This window comes from Sphingopyxis sp. YR583, assembly GCF_900108295.1.
Lineage (GTDB): Bacteria > Pseudomonadota > Alphaproteobacteria > Sphingomonadales > Sphingomonadaceae > Sphingopyxis.
In genome coordinates, this window is record NZ_FNWK01000002.1 from 611341 (window position 1) to 631830 (window position 20490).

Annotated in this window: 18 protein-coding genes; 11 read left to right on the forward strand and 7 right to left on the reverse strand. The window is 63.1% G+C overall.

The window, feature by feature from the left end; genetic code table 11:
- The first annotated feature begins 2 nt into the window (after positions 1-2).
- On the forward strand, positions 3-1040 hold the full coding sequence (locus tag BLW56_RS14980) for a type II secretion system F family protein (protein ID WP_093511457.1): 1038 nt from the start codon (positions 3-5) through the stop codon (positions 1038-1040).
- A gap of 62 nt (positions 1041-1102) precedes the next feature.
- Here BLW56_RS14980 and BLW56_RS14985 read toward each other — a convergent pair whose 3' ends face one another.
- Positions 1103-2104, reverse strand: a complete 1002-nt coding sequence (locus BLW56_RS14985; protein ID WP_093511458.1) for a fumarylacetoacetate hydrolase family protein — start codon at positions 2102-2104, stop codon at positions 1103-1105.
- 57 nt (positions 2105-2161) lie between these two features.
- A complete protein-coding gene (locus BLW56_RS14990; RefSeq protein ID WP_093511634.1) occupies positions 2162-2575 on the reverse strand; it encodes a hypothetical protein in 414 nt (137 codons plus the stop codon).
- A gap of 149 nt (positions 2576-2724) precedes the next feature.
- Between BLW56_RS14990 and BLW56_RS14995 the strand changes: the two genes are divergently transcribed.
- Entirely contained in the window at positions 2725-3957 is a 1233-nt protein-coding gene (locus BLW56_RS14995; RefSeq protein WP_093511459.1) for a sensor histidine kinase, read from the forward strand.
- A 36-nt stretch (positions 3958-3993) separates the two neighbouring features.
- Here BLW56_RS14995 and BLW56_RS15000 read toward each other — a convergent pair whose 3' ends face one another.
- Positions 3994-5316, reverse strand: a complete 1323-nt coding sequence (locus BLW56_RS15000) for an aspartate aminotransferase family protein (protein WP_093511460.1) — start codon at positions 5314-5316, stop codon at positions 3994-3996.
- A gap of 193 nt (positions 5317-5509) precedes the next feature.
- On the opposite strand from BLW56_RS15000, the gene BLW56_RS15005 reads away from it, so the two are divergent.
- The 8 genes from BLW56_RS15005 to BLW56_RS15040 all read left to right on the forward strand — a co-directional run bounded on the left by BLW56_RS15005 (position 5510) and on the right by BLW56_RS15040 (position 14997).
- A complete protein-coding gene (locus BLW56_RS15005) occupies positions 5510-6856 on the forward strand; it encodes a glutamine synthetase family protein (protein WP_093511461.1) in 1347 nt (448 codons plus the stop codon).
- 14 nt (positions 6857-6870) lie between these two features.
- On the forward strand, positions 6871-8142 hold the full coding sequence (locus BLW56_RS15010) for an NAD(P)/FAD-dependent oxidoreductase (protein ID WP_093511462.1): 1272 nt from the start codon (positions 6871-6873) through the stop codon (positions 8140-8142).
- Positions 8139-9482 carry an aspartate aminotransferase family protein gene (locus tag BLW56_RS15015; RefSeq protein WP_093511463.1) on the forward strand — a complete coding sequence of 448 codons (1344 nt, stop codon included), beginning with the start codon at positions 8139-8141 and terminating at the stop codon, positions 9480-9482. The genes BLW56_RS15010 and BLW56_RS15015 overlap by 4 nt, the downstream gene beginning before the upstream one ends.
- 7 nt (positions 9483-9489) lie before the next feature.
- Positions 9490-10881, forward strand: a complete 1392-nt coding sequence (locus tag BLW56_RS15020; protein WP_093511464.1) for a glutamine synthetase family protein — start codon at positions 9490-9492, stop codon at positions 10879-10881.
- Between the two features lie 105 nt (positions 10882-10986).
- The gene (locus BLW56_RS15025; protein WP_093511465.1) at positions 10987-12093 is read left to right on the forward strand and encodes an ABC transporter substrate-binding protein; all 1107 of its coding nucleotides are present in this window, start codon (positions 10987-10989) and stop codon (positions 12091-12093) included.
- Between the two features lie 23 nt (positions 12094-12116).
- A complete protein-coding gene (locus tag BLW56_RS15030) occupies positions 12117-13022 on the forward strand; it encodes an ABC transporter permease (protein WP_093511466.1) in 906 nt (301 codons plus the stop codon).
- Entirely contained in the window at positions 13022-13864 is an 843-nt protein-coding gene (locus BLW56_RS15035) for an ABC transporter permease (protein WP_093511467.1), read from the forward strand. Before BLW56_RS15030 ends, BLW56_RS15035 begins: the two co-directional genes overlap by 1 nt.
- Positions 13865-13866: 2 nt before the next feature.
- On the forward strand, positions 13867-14997 hold the full coding sequence (locus BLW56_RS15040; RefSeq protein ID WP_093511468.1) for an ABC transporter ATP-binding protein: 1131 nt from the start codon (positions 13867-13869) through the stop codon (positions 14995-14997).
- Between the two features lie 107 nt (positions 14998-15104).
- On the opposite strand, the gene BLW56_RS15045 is transcribed toward BLW56_RS15040, so the two are convergent.
- The 4 genes from BLW56_RS15045 to BLW56_RS15060 form a co-directional block, all read right to left on the reverse strand.
- Complete coding sequence (locus tag BLW56_RS15045; protein ID WP_093511469.1) at positions 15105-16040, reverse strand: DUF808 domain-containing protein; 936 nt, start codon at positions 16038-16040, stop codon at positions 15105-15107.
- A gap of 20 nt (positions 16041-16060) precedes the next feature.
- Positions 16061-17434, reverse strand: a complete 1374-nt coding sequence (locus BLW56_RS15050; protein ID WP_093511470.1) for an aspartate aminotransferase family protein — start codon at positions 17432-17434, stop codon at positions 16061-16063.
- Positions 17435-17539: 105 nt separating this feature from the next.
- Positions 17540-18280 carry a gamma-glutamyl-gamma-aminobutyrate hydrolase family protein gene (locus BLW56_RS15055; protein WP_093511471.1) on the reverse strand — a complete coding sequence of 247 codons (741 nt, stop codon included), beginning with the start codon at positions 18278-18280 and terminating at the stop codon, positions 17540-17542.
- A gap of 74 nt (positions 18281-18354) precedes the next feature.
- Positions 18355-19326 carry a glucokinase gene (locus tag BLW56_RS15060; RefSeq protein WP_093511472.1) on the reverse strand — a complete coding sequence of 324 codons (972 nt, stop codon included), beginning with the start codon at positions 19324-19326 and terminating at the stop codon, positions 18355-18357.
- A gap of 152 nt (positions 19327-19478) precedes the next feature.
- On the opposite strand from BLW56_RS15060, the gene BLW56_RS15065 reads away from it, so the two are divergent.
- Positions 19479-20330: a class I SAM-dependent methyltransferase gene (locus BLW56_RS15065; protein WP_093511473.1), complete on the forward strand. Its 852-nt coding sequence runs from the start codon at positions 19479-19481 to the stop codon at positions 20328-20330.
- The last annotated feature ends 160 nt before the right edge of the window (positions 20331-20490 follow it).

The following is a 20490-nucleotide window of genomic DNA, read 5'->3' on the forward strand; positions in this document are numbered from 1 at the left end:
ACATGAACAGCAGCCTCCTTCTCTCTTCGGCCTTCTCCGGCGCACAGGCAGGACCGAAAATCCTCGGCATCGACGTCATATGGGCGGGCACGATGCTGGCGGCGGTCGGCGTCTTTGCGGTCCTGTTCGCGATCTACAACGCGTTGACGGTCCGCAATCCGATGACGAAGCGCGTCAAGGCGCTCAACGATCGCCGCGAACAGTTGAAGGCGGGCATTACCGCCTCGACCGCAAAACGCCGCGCCCGACTGGTTCGCAAGAACCAGACCGCGGATCGCATGCGCACCTTCCTCGGCCGGCTTCAGGTGCTGCAGGAAGGGCAGATCAAGGACGTCCAGCAAAAGCTGGCCCAGGCCGGTATCCGGTCGAAGGATCTGGCCGTCGCGGTCATTTTCGGCCGCATGGTTCTCCCGATCCTGTTCGGCGGTCTTGCGCTGTTCCTGATCTATTGGGTCGACATGTGGCCCGATCTGACGTCGTTCAAACGCTCCATGTACACGATGGGTGCGCTGATCCTTGGCTATAAGGCGCCCGACCTGTTCGTGAACAATATGCGCCAGAAGCGGACCGACGCGATCCGCAAGGGCCTTCCCGACGCGCTCGACCTGCTCGTGATCTGCGCCGAGGCTGGCCTGACCGTGGACTCCGCCTTTGCCCGCGTGTCGAAGGAACTGGGCAGGGCCTATCCCGAACTCGGCGAGGAATTCGCGCTGACCTCGATCGAACTCGGCTTTTTGACCGAGCGTCGTCAGGCTTTCGAGAATTTCGCTTACCGCGTGAATCTGGAATCGGTGAAGGGCGTCGTCACGACGATGATCCAGACCGAGAAATATGGCACGCCGCTCGCCAGCGCGCTGCGCGTCCTGTCGGCCGAATTCCGCAACGAACGCATGATGCGTGCGGAGGAAAAGGCCGCGCGTCTGCCTGCGATCATGACCGTGCCGCTCATTCTGTTCATTCTGCCGGTGCTGTTCATCGTCATTCTCGGCCCGGCGGCCTGTTCGCTCAGCGACGCGATGTCGGGCGGCAGCTTCGGCTAACCGAGCGGAAGCATCAGCATCATATCGGGAGAGGGCGGAAGCGATTCCGTCCTCTCTTGCCTTTAACCGACGCTTTGCTCGATCGCGCCGAAAATACTGTGGTGGCGGTCGTCGTCCATCCAGATGCGAACCGTGTCGCCCTTCTGCATGAACGGAGTCTTCGGCTCGCCCTGCTGGATCGTTTCGACCGTGCGCACTTCGGCGAGGCAGCTATAACCAAGGCCGCCCTCGGCGATCGGCCTGCCCGGCCCGCCGTCGGCGTCGCGGTTCGAAACGGTGCCCGACCCGATGATCGTGCCGGCGCCAAGGTCGCGCGTCTTTGCCGCATGGGCGATCAGCGCGCCGAAATCGAAGGTCATGTCGACGCCCGCATTGGCGCGCCCGAGCGGTTGACCGTTGAGGTCGACCGACAGCGTACCATGCAGCTTGCCGTCCTTCCAGCGCTCGCCAAGCGCATCGGGTGTCACGAACACCGGCGACATCGCGCTCGACGGCTTCGACTGGAAGAAACCGAAACCCTTGGCGAGTTCCGCCGGGATGAGCCCGCGCAGCGACACGTCATTGGTCAACCCTACGAGCAAAATCGTCTCGCGCGCCGCGACCGCATCGATCCCCTTGGGGACATCGCCCGTCACGACGACGACTTCGGCTTCCATGTCACAGCCCCACGCCGGATCGCCGAGCGGAATCGCATCGCGCGGTCCCAGAAAGGCGTCGCTGCCCCCCTGGTACATTAGCGGATCGTGCCAGAAGCTGTCGGGCATCTCGGCGCCGCGCGCCTGCCTGACCAGCGCGACATGGTTCACATAGGCGCTGCCGTCCGCCCACTGATACGCGCGCGGGAGCGGCGAAGCCGCGTCATGCTCGTGAAAACGATCCTTCGGAATCGCATCGTGATTGAGATCCTCGGCCAGTGCCGCGAGCCGCGGCGCGGCATAGGCCCAATTGTCGAGCGCCGCCTGCATCGTCGGCACGATCTGACCCGCGTCGGCATACCAGGCGAGATCGTCCGACACGACGACGAGGCGCCCGTCGCGACCCTTTTTGAGCGAAGCTAGTTTCACGAAAATTCCTTTGATTGGCGACGCCGTTGAACCGACATCGCCTCAAAGAAACGAAAATCAGCGCGTCGTCGTGATCGATGCGAAACAGGTAAAGCCGCTCTGTCCCGCCTGCAAGCGCCGGATATACTGAAGATAGGCCTGCGACTGATTATAGGTCGTCCCCGGCAGCGTCTGCCCCCGAAATGCGCGCTTCACTTGCTCGCCCGTGAAGGGACGCGGCGACCCCGGAAACGCACCCTTGGTACCCGGCGGAACCAGCTTCCCCGCCGCATCGATATATTTGCCGGCACCAGTCGGGCCGGGAATTGGAATCTCGCAGTTCATCACCGACACCGCGGTCTGGGCAAATGCGGGACGGATCGTCAGCGCAGCGGACACACCGACAGCGCCGAGCGCCAGCATTTTGCGCCGCGAAGGGATGCTTTCGTCCGTCCCTGCGGCGTTTTCGTCGGGAATATCGCTGTTTTGCATGTCGCGCGCATAACCCAATGCGCTGCCAAGGAAAAGTAAAAGACGGCCCACCTTCGCGCCCTTCCCGCTTTGGGACATTCGCCGTCAGGACATTAATTCGCGTAAACATCCTTGCACATGATCCCCGCTTCGTGCGAGGCGCAGCGACGATGTTCGATCGCCTCTCCAGCCTGGTCATCGCTCTCACGCTTGTCGCCATCGCGGCGATTTTGGCTACGCTGGCCGGGGGCGATCCGCTGTCGATCGCCATCATGGTGATCGCGGGCTTTCTTGCCGCCGCCACGGTTTACAGCGCACTCCCGGTGCCCTTGCCGGATACAACGGACGCTGGCGCAGTCCCCGCCGCCGCTCCGCCTCTCTCCCTGCTCCGTCATCCCGACTTTGCCCATTGGGTCGATCAGGAAAAGGAGCCACTGATCGGAACCGCCGACAATATCGTGACCATCGCCAACGATGCCGCAATCCGTTTGCTCGGACGGCATATCGTTGGGGCGGATGTCCGCACCGCGATCCGTCACCCGGCGGCAATCGACTGGCTGTCGCAAATCAATACGGACGTTCCGCTGGAAACGGTCAATTTGATCGACTTTCCGCGTCCCGGCCAACGGTGGACGATGCGGATAGCGGCGCTATCGGGCAGCGAGAATATCATCTTCCTGTCCGACCGCTCTGCCATCGATGCCGCGGACCGGATGCGATCCGACTTCGTCGCCAACGCCAGCCACGAATTGCGGACGCCGCTTGCCGCGATCCTCGGCTATGTCGAAACGCTCCTCGACATGAATGGCGACACCGACGGCCCAACGCGCAGCCGTTTCCTGTCGATCATCCACCGCGAGGCCGGGCGGATGCAACAACTCGTGATCGACCTTCTCTCGATCTCGCGCGTCGAGGCCGACCGCTTTCGTCGTCCGACGACGCCGGTCGATCTGACCGCAATCGTCAAAACGACGATCGCGCAGCTACGCGACAGCGAGCAGGCGCGCGCGAAAGACATCGTCGCAAAGCTAGGTGACGAACCGCAACCGATGTTCGGCGATGAAGCGCAGCTCGGCCAGCTTGCGCACAATATCATCTCGAACGCGATGAAATACGGCCACGCCGGAACCCCAGTGACGGTCGAGCTGATACGTGAGGGCCGACGCGTGCGCTTGTCGGTCAGCGACGAGGGCGACGGCATCGCTCCCGATCATCTGCCCCGCCTGACCGAACGCTTCTATCGCGTCGACGAAGCCCGCAGCCGGTCGGTCGGCGGAACCGGCCTCGGCCTGGCGATCGTCAAGCACATCAGCGAGCGCCATCAGGGGCGGCTCGATATCGAAAGCGAGCTTGGCAAGGGAACCCGGGTTTCGGTGACTTTCCCGCTCCGCGTCGAAAGCTAGGACCGACGCCGCGACAAGCTTCCATTGCAGCGCGGCTCATTCGATAGCGCGAAGCAATTCTCCGATCTTCCCGAACATCTCATCGATCTGCACCTTTTCGACGATCAGCGGCGGCGACAGCGCAATGATGTCGCCGGTCGCGCGAACGAGCAGGCCGTTATCGAAACAGGCATGAAACAGCTCCATCGCGCGCGCCGTCGGCGCGCCCGCACGCGGTTCGAGTTCGATCCCGGCAACAAGGCCGATAGTGCGGATATCGATGACATGGCGCGCGCCCTTCAGGCTGTGCGCCGCATCTTCCCAATAGGACGCAAGCTCGTTCGCCCGGTCGAACAGGCCATCCCGGGCATAAAGATCGAGCGTCGCGAGCCCCGCCGCGCTCGCCAGCGGATGCCCCGAATAGGTATAACCGTGGAACAGCTCGATCCCGCCGGGCACGCTGTCGATCACCGCATCATGCAACTCACGTTTCACCGCGACCGCGCCCATCGGGACCGCAGCGTTAGTCAGCCCCTTCGCCATCGTGATGATATCGGGCGTCACGCCCCATTGCCCGGCGGCGGTTGCCCCACCAACGCGGCCGAAGGCGGTGATCACCTCGTCGAAGATCAGGATTATGCCGTGCCGGTCGCAAATCTCGCGCAGCCGCTGCAAATAGCCGACCGGCGGCACCAGCACACCGGTCGACCCTGCCATCGGCTCGACGATCACCGCCGCGATCGTGTCGGCACCGTGCAGGTCGACGAGTCGCTGCAGATCGTCGGCCAGTTCGGCACCATGTTTCGGAAACCCGCGCGTGAAGGCGTTACGTTCGATATCGTGCGTGTGGCGAAGATGATCGACGCCGGGCAGCCCTCCGCCAAACGCGCGGCGATTGTTAACGAGTCCGCCGACGCTGATCCCGCCGAAACCCGTGCCATGATAGCCGCGCTCGCGTCCGATCAATCGCGTCCGCGTCCCCTGCCCCTTGGCGCGCTGTATGTTGAGCGCGATCTTGAGCGCGGTATCGACCGATTCCGACCCGCTGTTGGTGAAGAATATCCGGTCGAGCCCTTCGGGCATCAGAGCCGCAAGCCGCTGCGCCAGTTCGAACGGCAGCGGGTGCCCGAGCTGGAACGTCGGCGCGAAATCGAGCGTCGCCGCGGCCTTTGCAATCGCTTCGGTGATCTCGGGGCGGCAATGGCCGGCATTACTGCACCATAGCCCCGAGGTGCCGTCGAGGATCGCCCGGCCGTCGCCCGACTGATAGTGCATTCCGCTCGCCGCAACGAGCTGGCGCGGGTGCGCCTTGAAGGATTTGTTGGCGGTGAACGGCATCCAGAAGGACGCCAGTTGGTCGTTGTCGCCGCGCATCGCCATCTCCTTCAAGTTCGGGCTGCGCGAGATTGCTTCGCTTCGCCCGGAATGACAACGGACATTTGCCCGGACAACGAATCCGGCATGTATTCATGCCGGAAACGGCCCGATAGCGGCCCCCTCTGGCGCTTCGCCCAAGCTTGCGATACGCTGAGCTTCCACAAACGGGCCGGCTCCTCGGCCCAATCGGGGGCGCATGTCAGTCAATCTGGAACAATGGATCAGCGACCATAAAATCGACGAAGTCGAATGTATCGTCCCCGACATCAACGGGGTCCAGCGCGGCAAGGTGCTGCCCGCCAAGAAGTTTCTGTCATCGGTGAAGGACAAGTCGCTGCGCATTCCGGGCAGCGTCTTCATCTGCACGATCGACGGCCACTACCCCGACGATATCGACGATATCTGGGACAAGGATCCCGACAAATATCTGATCGCCGATCCAGACACGATCTGCGTCGCTCCGGGCTTCACCTCGCCGACCGCCTTCGTGATCGCCGACGCATTCAACGGCGACGGCAGCGAGGTCGACATCGCCCCGCGCACGATCCTCAAGAAAGTGCTCGGCCTCTATGCCGAGAAAGGCTGGAAACCGATCATCGCGCCCGAGGTCGAATTCTATCTCGTCTCGCAGAACGCCGACCCCGATTTTCCGCTGACCCCGCCGGTCGGCCAATCGGGGCGCAGCGAGACCGCGAGCCAGCCCTATGGGCTGGAGGCGATGAACGAATATGAGGATATCATCGATCATATCTATGACGATTGCGAGATGATGGGGCTCGATATCGACACGATGATTCATGAAATGGGTGCCGCGCAGCTTGAGGTCAATTTCGAGCATGGCGACCCACTGCGCCTCGCTGACGAAGTGTTTCTGTTCAAACGCGTCGTGCGCAATGTCGCGAAGCAGCACAATGTCTACGCGACTTTCATGGCGAACCCGATGGCGGGCCAGCCGGGCAGCGCGATGCATATCCATCAGTCGGTGGTCGACGCCGCGACGGGCAAGAACCTTTTCTCCACCGCGAACGGTCGCGATAGCGCGATGTTCCGCAGCTACATTGCTGGCCTCGTTCGCTACATGCCGCAAATCTCGCCCTTATGGGCGCCCAATGTGAACAGCTTTCGCCGCATGCGTCCCGACAGCGCCGCGCCGATCAACGTCCAGTGGGGCGAGGACAATCGCTCGTGCGGATTCCGCGTGCCGATCTCCGACAAGGCGAACCGCCGCGTCGAGAACCGCCTTCCGGGCGCCGACAGCAATCCCTATCTCGCTATCGCGGCGTCGCTCATCTGCGGCTATATCGGCATGGTCGACCGCATGGTCCCCGCCAAGCCGATCACCGGCAGCGCCTATAATCGCGCGCGCACCCTGCCCCGCACATTGGAAGCGGCGCTCGACCGCTTCGCCTCGTGCAAGAAGGTGCGCAACCTGCTCGGCGATGATTTCTTCGAAATCTTCTTCGCGGTGAAGGATCACGAGCTGTTCAACTATCAATCGGTGGTGTCGAGCTGGGAACGCGAACATCTTTTGATGCGCGTCTGACCCGCACCGCTGCCATGACCGATACGCTCGCCAACAGCTATTATGCCGCGACCGCGCATCCGTGGCGGGAATTAGGCGATATCGACGGCGACCTGGAATGCGACGTCGCGGTAATCGGTGGCGGTTTCACAGGCCTGTCGGCGGCGCTGGCGTGCGCCGAGCGCGGCTTCTCGGTCATTCTCGTCGAGCGCGAGCATATCGGTTTTGGGGCCTCGGGCCGTAACGGTGGACAGCTCATACCGGGGCTTCGCTGGACGGCCTCGGAGTTGGAGGAAGAGTTCGGCAGCGAACGCGCCGATGCGCTGTTCGACCTCTGCTGGCGCGCAAACCCGGTCAAGGCACGCATCGAAAAACACGGCATCGATTGCGACCTCAAGACCGGGCATCTCGAGGCGGCATGGACCCCCACCGACTTCGACACGATGCAGCGCGAAGCTGAATATCTGGACAAGCGCTTCAATTATCGAACCGACGTCATCGCAAAAACCAGGATGGCGGAGCACATCGCAAGCCCCCTTTATCATGGCGGAATCCACGATCTTCAGGGCGGTCATTTCCATCCGCTCAATTATGCGATCGCACTGGCGAAGGCGGCAGAGGCAGCCGGTGTGCGCATTTGGGAGGGTGAGCGCGTCAACCGGATCGTCGAATTCAGCGACGGGTCAAGCGAGTTGATCACAAACCGGGCAATCATAGGCGCGCGCTATGTCATCGACGCGACCGATAGCTGGATCGGCGACGTCGAGCCCGACCTCGGCCGCTACACCGTCCCGATCATGAACTATAATATCGCGACGGCTCCGCTCGCGAACGCCGACGAGCTGCTCCCGACCGACGCCGCGGTCGCCGACAGCCGTTTCGTGCTCAACTATTTCCGCCTGTCCGCCGACAAGCGGCTGATCTTCGGAGGCGGCGAGCGCTATTCGCAGACGCCGCCACGCGACATCGCAGCCTTCGTCCGCCCGTTCGTGGCAGAGGTCTTTCCGCAGGTCGCCGACGCGCCGATCGACTATGGCTGGGGCGGCGCCGTCGCGGTGACGATGAACCGGCTGCCGCATATCGGGCGGCGCAGGAATGTCTTTTTCGCACATGGCTTCTCGGGCCACGGCGCGCTGGTGACGACGCTTGCCGGCGAACTCGTCGCCGAAGCCATGGCGGAGACCGCCGAACGCTTCGACGTGCTGGCAAATCTTCCGTCAAAGCCCTTCCCCGGCGGCAAATGGCTGCGGCGGCCGCTCGCGACGCTCGGGCTGCTCTATTACGCGATGAAGGACAAGCTCGGATGATCGCCGACGCCGCCATCGCGCGCGTTGCGGCACGCGAAGCCGACCGCTTTCGTACAGCGAACCCGCGCGCCTTCGCCCATCATGCGGCGGCGACCGGCTGGTTCCAGTCGGTGCCCTTTCACTGGATGACGGACTGGCCCAGCCCGGTGCCGATCGTCGCGGCCGCGGCGAAAGATGCGACGCTGACCAGTATCGACGGCCAAGCTTACGACGATTTCTGCCTCGGCGACACTGCCAGCCTCTTTGGCCATTCGCCGCCCGCGCTCGCTGCCGCGCTGGAAAAACAGGCTAGCGAAGGCCTGAGCTATATGCTTCCCACCGAGCGCGGCGCGGCGCTCTCCGAAAAGCTCGCCGCGATGTTCGGCCTGCCGCAATGGCAGGTCACGACGACCGCCAGCGAGGCCAATCGCGCCGTCATCCGCTGGTGTCGCGGGATCAGCGGGCGCGCGAAAATCCTGACCTTCAACGGTGCCTATCATGGTGCGGTCGACGACGCATTTGTCGACTTGAAGAACGACACACCGGTGATGCGCGCTAGCCTGGTCGGCCAGGTCCATGACCTGCGCGACACCACGACCGTCATCGAGTTCAACGACGAGGAAGCGCTCGCCGCAGCGCTGCGCGGCGGCGATATCGCCTGCGTGCTTGCCGAACCGGTCATGACCAACGTCGGCATGGTGCGCGATGCACCGGGTTTCCTGACGATGCTGCGCAGGCTCTGCGACGAGACCGGAACGCTACTGGTGTTCGATGAAACCCACACCATTTCGTCGGGCTATGGCGGCCATGGCGTCACCCACGGTCCTGCGCCCGACCTGATGGTCGTCGGCAAGTCGATCGGCGGCGGCGTTCCATGTGCGGTCTATGGTTTCAGCGCTGAGGTCGCCAAACGCATGGCCGCACTCAACGCGTCGCGCCCTGCCGGCCACAGCGGTATCGGCACAACGCTCTCCGCCAACGCCCTCGCAATCACCGCGATGGACGCGATGCTGTCCGATGTCATCACGCCCGATGCCTATGACAGGATGCTGCACGGCGCCGCGCGCCTGGTCTCCGGGCTCGAACAGGAAATCACCGCAGCCGGTTTCGATTGGCACGTCACCCAGGTCGGCGCCCGCGTCGAGTTCCTCACCTGCCCTACTCCGCCGCGCAACGGCGCCGGGGCAAAGGCGGCGATGCATCCCGAACTCGAGGCTGCGATCCACCTCTTCCTTGCCAATCGCGGGATTTTGCTGGCGCCGTTTCACAATATGATGTTGGTGAGCCCGGTTACGTCGGACGATCAGATCGACCGGCTCGTCGGCGCATTTGCCGGCTGCGCGCGTGCATTGAAGGAGTAGAGGGGCCATGTCGAAATCATCGGGCGTGATCGCGGGCCGTGCAGAGGCCGAGGCCTTTTTCAAGGCGAACCCCGACGTCGATTCGATCGAGATGATCTACACCGATTTCGGTGGCGTTCCGCGCGGCAAGCGCCTCCGCCAGCATGAGGTGATGGCCGTCTATGAAAGCGGCCGCATGTTCCCCGGCTCGATCACCGTCGTCGACATCACGGGGCAGGACACGGTCGAGACGGGCCTCGTCTGGGAAGATGGAGACGCCGACCGCTCGATGAAGCCGATCCCCGGCACGCTCGTCCGCACCCCGTGGGGCGGCGAGAATGCTGCGCAATTCCTCGTCGACTTCTACGAACTCGACGGCACGCCGCACGACCTCGACCCGCGCCATGTGCTGGGCCGCGTCGTCGACCGCTTCGCCGCCGATGGCCTGACGCCCGCGCTTGCGGTCGAGCTGGAATTCTACCTCGTCGATCCGCGCCGCGCACGCGACGGTGGCATCCGTCCCGCGCGCCCCGGCTATAGCCGCGACACACCGCGCAATGTCGAAGTCTATGGCCTGCGCGAGCTGGAAGACTTCCGGCCGTTCTTCGACGCGCTCTACGCCGCGACCGAAGTGCAGGGCCTGCCACTTGAAAGCGCGATCTCCGAATTCGCGCCGGGCCAGTTCGAGCTGACCCTGTGCTACAAACCCGACACGCTGCGCGCCTGCGACGATGCCATCATGTACAAGCGCCTCGTCAAGGCGATCGCGCAGCAACAAGGGCTGGAGGCGACCTTCATGGCCAAGCCCTTCGCCGACCAGGCGGGCAGCGGGATGCATATCCATGTCTCGGTCAACGACGACAAGGGCAGCAATATCTTCGCCAGCGACGACCCCGAAGGCACCCCGGCGCTGCGCCATGCGATCGGCGGGATGATCGGCAGCGTCGGCGACGGTTTCGCGCTCTTCGCCCCGCATGCGAACAGCTATCGCCGCTTCAAGGCGAACAGCTATGCCCCCGTCGCTCCGACCTGGGGCGTCAACAACCGCACCGTATCGTTCCGCATCCCCGCCGGCCCACCGCCGAGCCGCCATGTCGAGCATCGCGCGTGCGGCGCCGACGCCAACCCCTATCTCGCGGTCGCGGCGGTGCTGGCCGGCATGCATCACGGCATGACGAACAAGGTCGATCCGGGCACAGCAGTCGTGGGCAACGGCTACGACCGCGACAACAGCGGCGACGACAAGCCCCCCTCCAACTGGTTCGCCGCGGTCGATCGCTTCCACGCGTCGAAGCTGATGCGCGACTATCTCGGCGACCGCTTCGTCGACATGTTCAGCATCGTGAAGCGCGTCGAGCAGGACAATTATTTCAGCGTCGTCCCGACGCTCGATTACGACTGGTACCTGCGCAACGCCTGAACGCCTTTGGAACAAAGTTTCAAAGAATCTTGGTGCAGCGCAAAAAAGCTCTTTTCAAGCCGACCTTATTGAGTCAGCTTGACGTCACAAACAGGGAGGCTGCACATGGATCCGATTGAACTGATCAAGCAAACCCGCGGACGCCGCTCGCTGCTTCAGGCGATGGGGGTCGCGGCCATCGGGATCAGTTTCGGCGGGCTCGCCGCCTGCAGCAAGGGCGAAGGCAAAAAGCTCGCGAACGGCGAGGAAGCCAAGCTCAACTTCTACAACTGGGACACCTATATCGGCGAGAATACGCTCGACAATTTCAAGGAAGCGACGGGCGTCGACGTCACGATGGACCTGTTCGACAGCAACGACGTGCTGTTCGCGAAATTCAAGGCCGGCAACCCCGGTTACGACGTGATCGTCCCCTCGAACGACTTCGTCGAACGCATGGCGAAAGCCGACATGCTCATGCCGCTCGACCATGCGCAGATCCCGAACAAAAAGAATATCGATCCCGCCTACATCAACGTCGAATATGACCTGCAGCGCAAATATTCGATGCCCTATACGTGGCTCGCGCTCGGGATCGGCTTTCGCAAATCGAAGGTGTCGGCGACGCCCGACAGCTGGAAAGTCTTGTTCGACAGCCCCGAATATGCCGGCCGCATCGCCTGGCTGTCGGAGGCCGGCGACATGTTCCGCCTCTACGGCAAATATCTCGGCAAATCGGTCAACGCGCTGACCCCGGCGGACATTGCGACGATCGAAAAGATGATGATCAAGCAAAAGCCGAATGTGAAGAAATTCCACGAGGACGACGGGCAGGATCTGTTGCTGAAGGGCGACGTCGACGTCGTGCTCGAATATAATGGCGACATTGCGCAGGCGATGGTCGAGGACAAGGATCTCGATTTCATCATCCCCAAGGAGGGCAGCCAGCTCAACTCGGACAATCTCTGCATTCCGAAAGGCGCGCCGCACCCGAAGAACGCGCATGCCTTCATCAACTATATTCTGGATGCCCAGGTCGACAAGGAAATCACCGAGACGATCCTGTATCCGACGCCCAATGCGGCAGCGAAGGCGTTGATGCCCGACAGCTACAAGAATAATCCGGTGATCTTCCCGCCCGCCGACGTGCTGGCGAAATGCGAATATGCGCGCTTCAATCCCGAATTGCAGCCGCTTTACGAAGAAGCCTTCACGCGGGTGCGGGCGGCCTGAGTATCTGAAGGGGGCATCGGGGGGTGGCCGAACAGGACTGGAAAACGAACAAGAGGGTCTTCGCGGCGGTGTCGCTGCCGACCCTCTTCTGGATCATCCTCTTCTTCCTCGTCCCCATGGCGATCGTCTGGCTCTACAGCTTCGGCGAGAATAGAGGCCTCACCGATATCGAGATTTCGGGCACGCTCGAAAATTACAAGCGCGCGACCGAGTGGCTGTACCTTACTATTTTCGGCAAGAGTTTCGCCGTCGCCGCGCTCGTCACCCTCATATGTCTGATCATCGGCTTTCCCGTTGCTATGGCGATCACCTTTGCCAGCGAAAAATGGCGACCGTGGCTGCTGCTCGGCATCATGTTGCCCTTCTGGACCAACCTCCTCATCCGCACCTATGCACTGATGATGCTGCTCGGCACGCAGGGGTTCGCGAACAAGGGCCTCGGTGCGCTTTGGGAGGGAACGAGCTGGATCAAGACGCTCGTCGGGCTCCAGCCCCTCCCGACATGGGAGCCGGTCCAGCTCCTCTTCAACAATTTCGCGGTCGTCTTCGGGCTCGTCTATGTCCACCTGCCCTTCATGGTCCTGCCGCTCTACGCCGCGCTCGACCGGCTCGACCGCAGCCTGATCGAGGCGAGCCTAGACCTTGGCGCCGGGCATTTCCGCACGATCATGCGCATCGTCGTCCCGCTCGCGGCGCCGGGGATTATCGCGGGTGTCATGATCACGCTGATCCCCGCCTTGGGCGCTTACCTTACGCCCGACCTGATGGGCGGAACCGACAGCCAGATGATCGCCAACGTCATCGAGCGCCAGTTCAAGAAGGCGAACGACTGGCCCTTCGGCGCCGCCCTCTCCTTCCTGCTCATCTACGCAATGTTCGCGCTGATCGCGATCCAGTCGATGCGCAAAAAAGTGCCGGAGGCCCACTGATGGCCCTCTTCGCCCGCCAACCGATCGCGCCGCTCGAATATAGCCGGACACTGTGGATGCGTCTGTGGGTCGGCGCGGTGATGGTCTTCCTCTATGCGCCACTGATCGTGCTGATGATCTTCAGCTTCAATGACAGCAAACGCAACGTCGTCTGGCGCGGTTTCACGACCAAATATTATGAAAAGGCGCTCGGCAACGACCAGCTTGTCGAGGCGCTGGTCAACTCGCTGACCATCGCCGCGCTGGCAACGATCGTCAGCCTCGCGCTTGGCGCCGTCGCGGCGGTGATGCTGTGGCGCTTCCGCTTTCCGTTGAAGGGCGCGGTCGACGGCACGATCTCGCTGCCGATCATCGTCCCCGAAATCTGCCTCGGCGTCGCCTTCCTGATGTTCTTCGCCGCGGTGGGCTGGCCCACCGACCTCGTTTGGCCGTTCAATCTCGGTGCGATCACGATCGCGCACATCACCTTCTGCTTCCCCTTCGTGACAATGGTGGTGCGTTCACGCCTCGCGACCTTCAACCGCGAGCAGGAAGAAGCGGCCAAGGATCTTGGCGCAAGCGAATGGCAGGTGTTCCGCGACGTATTGATCCCGCACATCAGGCCCGCGCTCGTCGCCGGTGCGCTCCTGTCCTTTACATTGAGCCTCGACGATTTCGTCATCACCTATTTCACCAGCGGCCCCGACACGATCACCTTCCCGGTGAAAGTCTATTCGATGGTCCGCTTCTCGGTGACGCCCGAGGTCAACGCAGCCTCGACCCTGCTCATCATCCTGACCGTCGCCATCACCTTCGTCGCCCTGAAGGCACAGGGTGTGAAGGCCATTGCGGAAACCCACTGACCATGACCGAAACCGCACGCCCGATCATCCAGATCCAGAATGTCTCCAAACGCTTTGGGAAGGTCACCGCGGTCGACAATGTCAGCCTCGACATCAACGCGGGCGAGTTTTTCGTGCTGCTCGGCCCGTCGGGCTGCGGCAAGACGACATTGCTGCGCATGATCGCCGGGTTCGAACTGCCGACCGAAGGCAAGATCCTGATCGACGGACAGGATATGGCGGGCATCCCGCCCAACAAGCGGCCGGTGAACATGGTGTTCCAGAGCTACGCAGTCTTCCCGCATATGAGCGTCGCCGACAATGTCGCCTATGGCCTCAAGATCGCGGGGGTGAAGGGCGGCGAGATCAAGGACCGCGTCGCCGAGGCGCTCGAACTGGTCAAGCTCGGCGGTTTCGAAACGCGCATGCCCGATCAGATGTCGGGCGGCCAGCGCCAGCGCGTCGCTCTTGCCCGCAGCCTCGTCATGCGCCCGAAGGTGTTGCTGCTCGACGAACCACTCTCGGCGCTCGATGCCAAGCTGCGCGCGCAAATGCAGTTCGAACTGAGCGAGCTTCAGGAAAAGGTCGGCATTACCTTCGTCACCGTCACTCACGATCAGGACGAGGCGCTGTCGATGGCGTGCCGCATCGGCGTGATCAACAAGGGCGAGGTCGCGCAGCTCGCGACGCCCTCGGACCTTTACGAATATCCCGCAAACCGCTTCGTCGCCGACTTTGTCGGATCGGTGAATATCTTCGAGGGCAAGCTGACCCTCGACGAGCCCGACAAGGCCGCGGTCGATTGCCCCGGTTTGGGCAAAGTCTATCTCAACCATGGCGTCACCGGCCCGCACGGCGCCGACGTCTGGGTCGCTCTCCGGCCCGAGAAGATCTATCTTCACGTCCCCGGCGCAGGCAAGGCTGTTACTGCCGCAGCGCAGGACGCCCCCGACGGTCACAATTTCGCCCGCGGCAAGATCAAGGGCATGTCCTATCTCGGCGACATTACCCTGTTCGAGATCGAGCTGGAAACCGGCGCCCGCATCCGTGTCTCGCGCCCCAATTTGTCGCGCCACGACCAGGAGGATTTCACCTGGGACGATAAGGTCAGCATGCACTGGCGCGCCGACAGCCCGGTGGTGTTGCTGGGGTAGTCATCGTCATTGCGAGGAGCCGGAGGCGACGCGGCAATCTCTAGCTATAAAAGTTATGCAAGGTCGATGGCTGGAGATTGCTTCGCTTCGCTCGCAATGACGATGTTTTAATGTGCCTTCTTTCCGGGGAGGAAGTGCAGCACGCCGACAATCACTCCGCCGAGCAGCAGCCCGAAAATTCCAGCGCCGCCCGCGTTGATCAGCCATTCCCACACGCCAGCACCAGGCAGGCCGCCCGCGACGCCATGCGCGAAATCATGCAGCCCATGCCCGATATTCCCGATGTGATATTCATCGAGGCCGTGCAGGAAAATCTGCCCGCCGACCCACAGCATCGCCGCCGTACCGATCAGCGCCAGCGCCGCCAGCAGCTTGGGCATGAACGCCACCAGCCCGCGCCCGATCGCCCGGCGCGCGCTGTTGCCCTCCTTCGCCATATGCAGCCCGATGTCGTCCATCTTCACGATCAGCCCGACGACCCCATATACCGCGATAGTGATCGCAATCGCGACGACTGCAAGCGTCGCGGCGCGCATCGCGAAATGCTCGTCGAGCACCTCGTTTAATGCGATGACCATGATTTCGGCCGACAGGATGAAGTCGGTGCGCACCGCGCCCTTCACCATCGCCTCTTCATGGTCCTTGTCGGCGACGATCTCGGCATCCTCGGCCAGACTCGTCTTGTCCTTCTGCAAAGCGTGGATGACCTTTTCCGCGCCCTCGAAGCAGAGATAGGCGCCCCCGACCATCAACAGCGGCGTGATGGCCCATTGCGCGACCGCCGACAGCAACAGCAGCGCGGGCAGGATCAGCACCAGCTTGTTGAAGATCGACCCCTTGGTGATACGCCAGATGATCGGCAGCTCGCGGTCAGGGGTGAAACCGGTGACGTACCGCGGCGTCACCGCGGTGTCGTCGACGACCACCCCCGCCGCCTTCACCCCGGCCTTCGACGCCGCGGCGCCGATATCGTCGATGCTCGCGGCGGCGACCTTGGCGATCGTCGCAATATCGTCGAGCAGGGCAAAAAGGCCGGAGGGCATAGGGACTTGGTCTTTCCTGTTTAGAGCGCGCGGAGTTTCGGCATCACCTCATCGAGAGATTTGCGGATGATGGCAACCATCTCGTCGATCTGTTCGGTGGTGATGATCAGCGGCGGGCACATCACCAGGCTGTCGCGGATGCCGCGCACCATCAGGCCGTTCGCAATGCAGGCATCGCGCGCCATCGGCCCCGCGGTTCCTTCGGCGCCGCCGAAGCGCGCCCGGGTTTCCTTGTCGGCAACGATCTCGACCGCGCCGAGCAGGCCGACCGAGCGTGCCTCGCCGACCAGCGGATGATCGTTCAGCGTCGCCAGCGCTTTCGCCAGATGCGGTCCGGTGACGCCGCCGGTGCGCTCGACAAGCCCTTCGCGCTCGATGATCTCGATATTCTTGAGCGCGACCGCCGCGGCGACCGGATGGCCCGAGTAAGTAAAGCCATGGACGAAATCGCCGCCGGTCTTGAGCACGTCGACGACATGGCTCGCGACCGCAGTGGCAGAGATTGGCAGATAGCCCGACGACAGTCCCTTCGCCATCGGCATCAGGTCGGGGGTGAACCCCATCGTCTCATGCCCCCACATCTTGCCGGTGCGTCCGAAACCGCAGATCACCTCGTCGGCAACGACGAGCAGGCCGTATTTGCGCGCGACGGCCTCGACCTTGGGCCAATATCCCTTGGGCGGAATGATGACGCCGCCGGCGCCCTGTACCGGTTCGCCGATGAAGGCCGCGCAATTCTCAGGCCCGACCTCGAGAATCTTGTCCTCGATCGCCTGCACGCACGCGTCGCAGAACTCTTCCTCAGTCATCCCCTGCGCTTCGTTGAAGCTATAGGGCTGACGGACATGCTCGACACCCGGGATCGGCAGGTCGCCCTGCGCGTGCATCGCCTTCATACCGCCCAGCGACACGCCCGCGACCGTCGAGCCATGATAGGCGTTCCAGCGGCTAATGAAGACAGTGCGCTTCGGCTCGCCCTTCAGCTTCCAATAATGGCGCACCATGCGGAAGACGGTGTCGTTCGCTTCGCTGCCCGAAGCGTTGAAGAAGATGTGCGGCAGGCGGTTGCCGGTCAGGCTCGCGATCTTGGCCGCGAGCGTCACCGTTGGCGGCGTCGCGGTCTTGAAGAAGGTGTTATAAAAGGGCAGTTCGCGCATCTGCGCAGCGGCGGCCTCGACCAGTTCTTCGCGGCCGTAGCCAACATTGACGCACCAAAGGCCCGCCATCCCGTCGAGGATGCGGTGGCCGTCGCCGTCATGGATATAGCAACCCTCGGCATGGGTGATGATGCGGCTGCCGCCGAGCCGTTCGATCTCGGCCCAATCGGCTTGGGCGGGCAAATGATGCGCGACGTCGAGGCGGCGCAGTTCGGCGATGTCGTGATTGCGGGGCATTTCAAAACTCCTGATTGTCTGGAAACCGAAGGAAAGGGTTCCGGAAAAATCAGGGCGAAAAGCTGATCCGCGCGAGATAGCGGTCGTAACGGGTCACACGCCGGTTCACAGCGCGCCCCGCAACGCCTGTCCGAGCAGGCGGAAATAGGTCTGGCTTTCGGAATTGCCGTCAACGGCCCATTCGGGATGCCATTGCACCGCCAGCAAGGGCGCACCATTCGGCCGCGCGCTGAACGCTTCGACCAGCCCATCTGGCGCCCGCGCCTCGACCGACAAACCATCGGCAAGCCGGCCTACGCCCTGATAGTGAACCGAGTTCACGTCGAGCGACGGCGCGCCATAGGCCGACGCGAGCATCCCACCCTCGACCAGATCGACATGATGGCGATGATCGAACATCGCGTCGAACAGCGTGCCGTCGGGCGTATGATGCCGCAGCAATTCGCCGTTCGTCGCGGTGTCACGCCGCAGCGTCCCGCCAAGCGCGACATTGATATCCTGAAACCCCCGGCAGATGCCGAACAGCGGCCGCTGTGCCGCGATCACCGCCTCGACGAGGTCGCGCATCATTCGGTCGCGGTCGGGGTCGAAGGGGCCTTCGCCCTCGCTATCCTCGCCATAGCGCGCCGGTTCAACATTCGACGGCGATCCGGTGAGCAGCACGCCATCGAGGCGCCCGACGATATCGTCGGCATGCATATAATCGGGAAGCGACGGGATCAGCAGCGCGGCGCAATCGGCATGTCGCATCGCCGCCTTGGCATAACGGTTCATCACCGCCTGCGCATATTCCGCCCCGACCTGCCGGTTGCAGGCGATGATGCCAAGTACGGGACGGGCGGACACTGGCGCAAGAATCCTTCGGAAAGCGAAGTATCCTTGCTGCCGATTTTCTCCGCCCGATGCCAGCGGAAATTATGTCAGACGTGCTGACGCGCAAAAGCGGCGGCGGCGCCGAACAGGCCGGGCTGCGGATGCGTGATCAGCTTGACCGGCAGCGCCGACATGAAGCCTTCGAAACGCCCCTTTTCGATAAAGCGTTCGGGAAAGCCCGAGCGGACGAGGCTGTCGCGGATGCGCAGCCCAAGGCCGCCTGCGATGACGACGCCGCTCGCCCCCTGCGCCAGCGCAAGGTCGCCCGCGACGCTGCCCAGCGACAGGCAGAAACGGTCGACCGCCGCTGCGGCGAGGCTGTCGCCGCCTTCCAGGGCGCTGGTCCAGATCGCCCTGTCGTCGAGCCGTGGGATCGCGCGCCCTTCGAGTGCGGCAAGCGTCTCGTAAATATCGACGATACCCGGCCCCGAGACGATCCGTTCGATCGATACGCGGCGGTGCCGCTTGCGCAGCCGCGCGAGGATCGCATCCTCGATGCTGTCGAGCGGCGCGAAGTCGATATGCCCGCCCTCGGTCGCCTGCACCCGGTAATTGTCGCCGTCGCGCCAGATATGCGCGACGCCAAGGCCCGTACCGGGGCCGATGATGGTGATCGTGCCGGTCGCTGGCAGCGGCTCGTCGGGGCCGGTCAGCCGTTCGAAATAGTTTTCGTCGGCCTGTGCCACCGCATGGCCGACCGCCTCGAAATCATTGACGAGGACATAACGGTCGACGTTCATCTTCTCGTTGATCAACGCCGGACGAATGATCCACGGATTATTGGTGAAGCGGATGATCTCGCCGCGCGTCGGTCCAGCGATCGCGATCGCTACGCCGCGCGGCAGCGTACCGCCCTGCTGGCGCTCGAAATCCTGCCACGCGGTCTGAAAGCTCGCATGGTCCTTCGTATGCAGCGTCGTCGCCTCGCCGAGCGAGAGCACGCGCCCGCCTTCGACTTCGGCGATCGCAAAGCGTGCGTGGGTGCCGCCGATATCGACCGTGACGATCCGTTCGCTCATGACTCTTCCTCGCCGGTCCCAACATCGCCGGTGCAGCTCGTGGAATGTCGCATGGCCGGGGGCGATGCAACAGGGCATAGCTATTCGTCGCCCCTTGCACTTTGCCGGAAACCATCCTATTTGCGAATCATTCGCAATAAAGGATCAAGCGCATGTCCGATGTCGAGACCGCCCCGACGCATGACTGGAACGGTGACAGCGGGACGCGCTGGGCGGCCAATCTGGCGCGACTGGATGTGATGCTCGAGGATTTCGGCAAGGCTGCGATCACAGCCGCCAACGTGCGCGCCGGTGAACTAGTCCTCGATATCGGCTGCGGATCGGGCACTTCGACCTTCCCGCTTGCCGAACAAGTCGGCCCCGGCGGACATGTCCTCGGCGTCGACATTTCGGAGCAACTAGTCGAGATTGCCCGCGCAGCCGCGCCCATTGGCGCGCCGGTGGAGTTTCGATGCGCCGACGCGGCGACTACCTCGTTACCGGCGGGAAGCTTCGATCTTCTCTTCTCGCGCTTTGGCGTGATGTTCTTTGACGACCCAGTGGCAGCCTTCACCCATATGCGCGGCGCGCTGAAGCCCGGCGGACGACTGGCCTTTGTCTGCTGGCGCGGCGCGCAGGAGAATGACTGGGTCCGCCTTCCGATGTCCGCGATCCGCGATATCGTCGAGCCCGTTCCCGCCGACCCGACCGCCCCCGGCCCCTTCGCTTTTGGTGACCGGCAGCGATTGGCCGACATTCTCGCGGCGGCCGGCTTCACAGCTATCGACATCGTCCCCTTCGATACGACGATTTCCTATGGCCGCGGCGCCACGCGCGCGGAGGCCGTCGACGACGCGCTCGACATGGCGTTTCAGGTCGGCCCCTTGTCGCGCGCGCTTGCCGACCAGCCCGAGGACATCCGCGCCCGCGCAGCGGACGCCGTTCGTGCAGCCTTCGCCAAACGCCCCGGCGAAACGTCGGTGCTGATCGACGGCGCGGGGTGGATCGTTACGGCCCGGAACTAACAGGTCTGGGCCTCCAAAAGGCCACCGCCCCGTTGCCATTATCTTCATCGAAGCCGCCGCGCGCGACTTCCGTACATTTTTTTCCAAGGCTGCGCCGACACCGTTCCGTCTTGTGATTGTCGCCGGGAAGACATTCCGGCCCCCGATCACAAGAGGAACC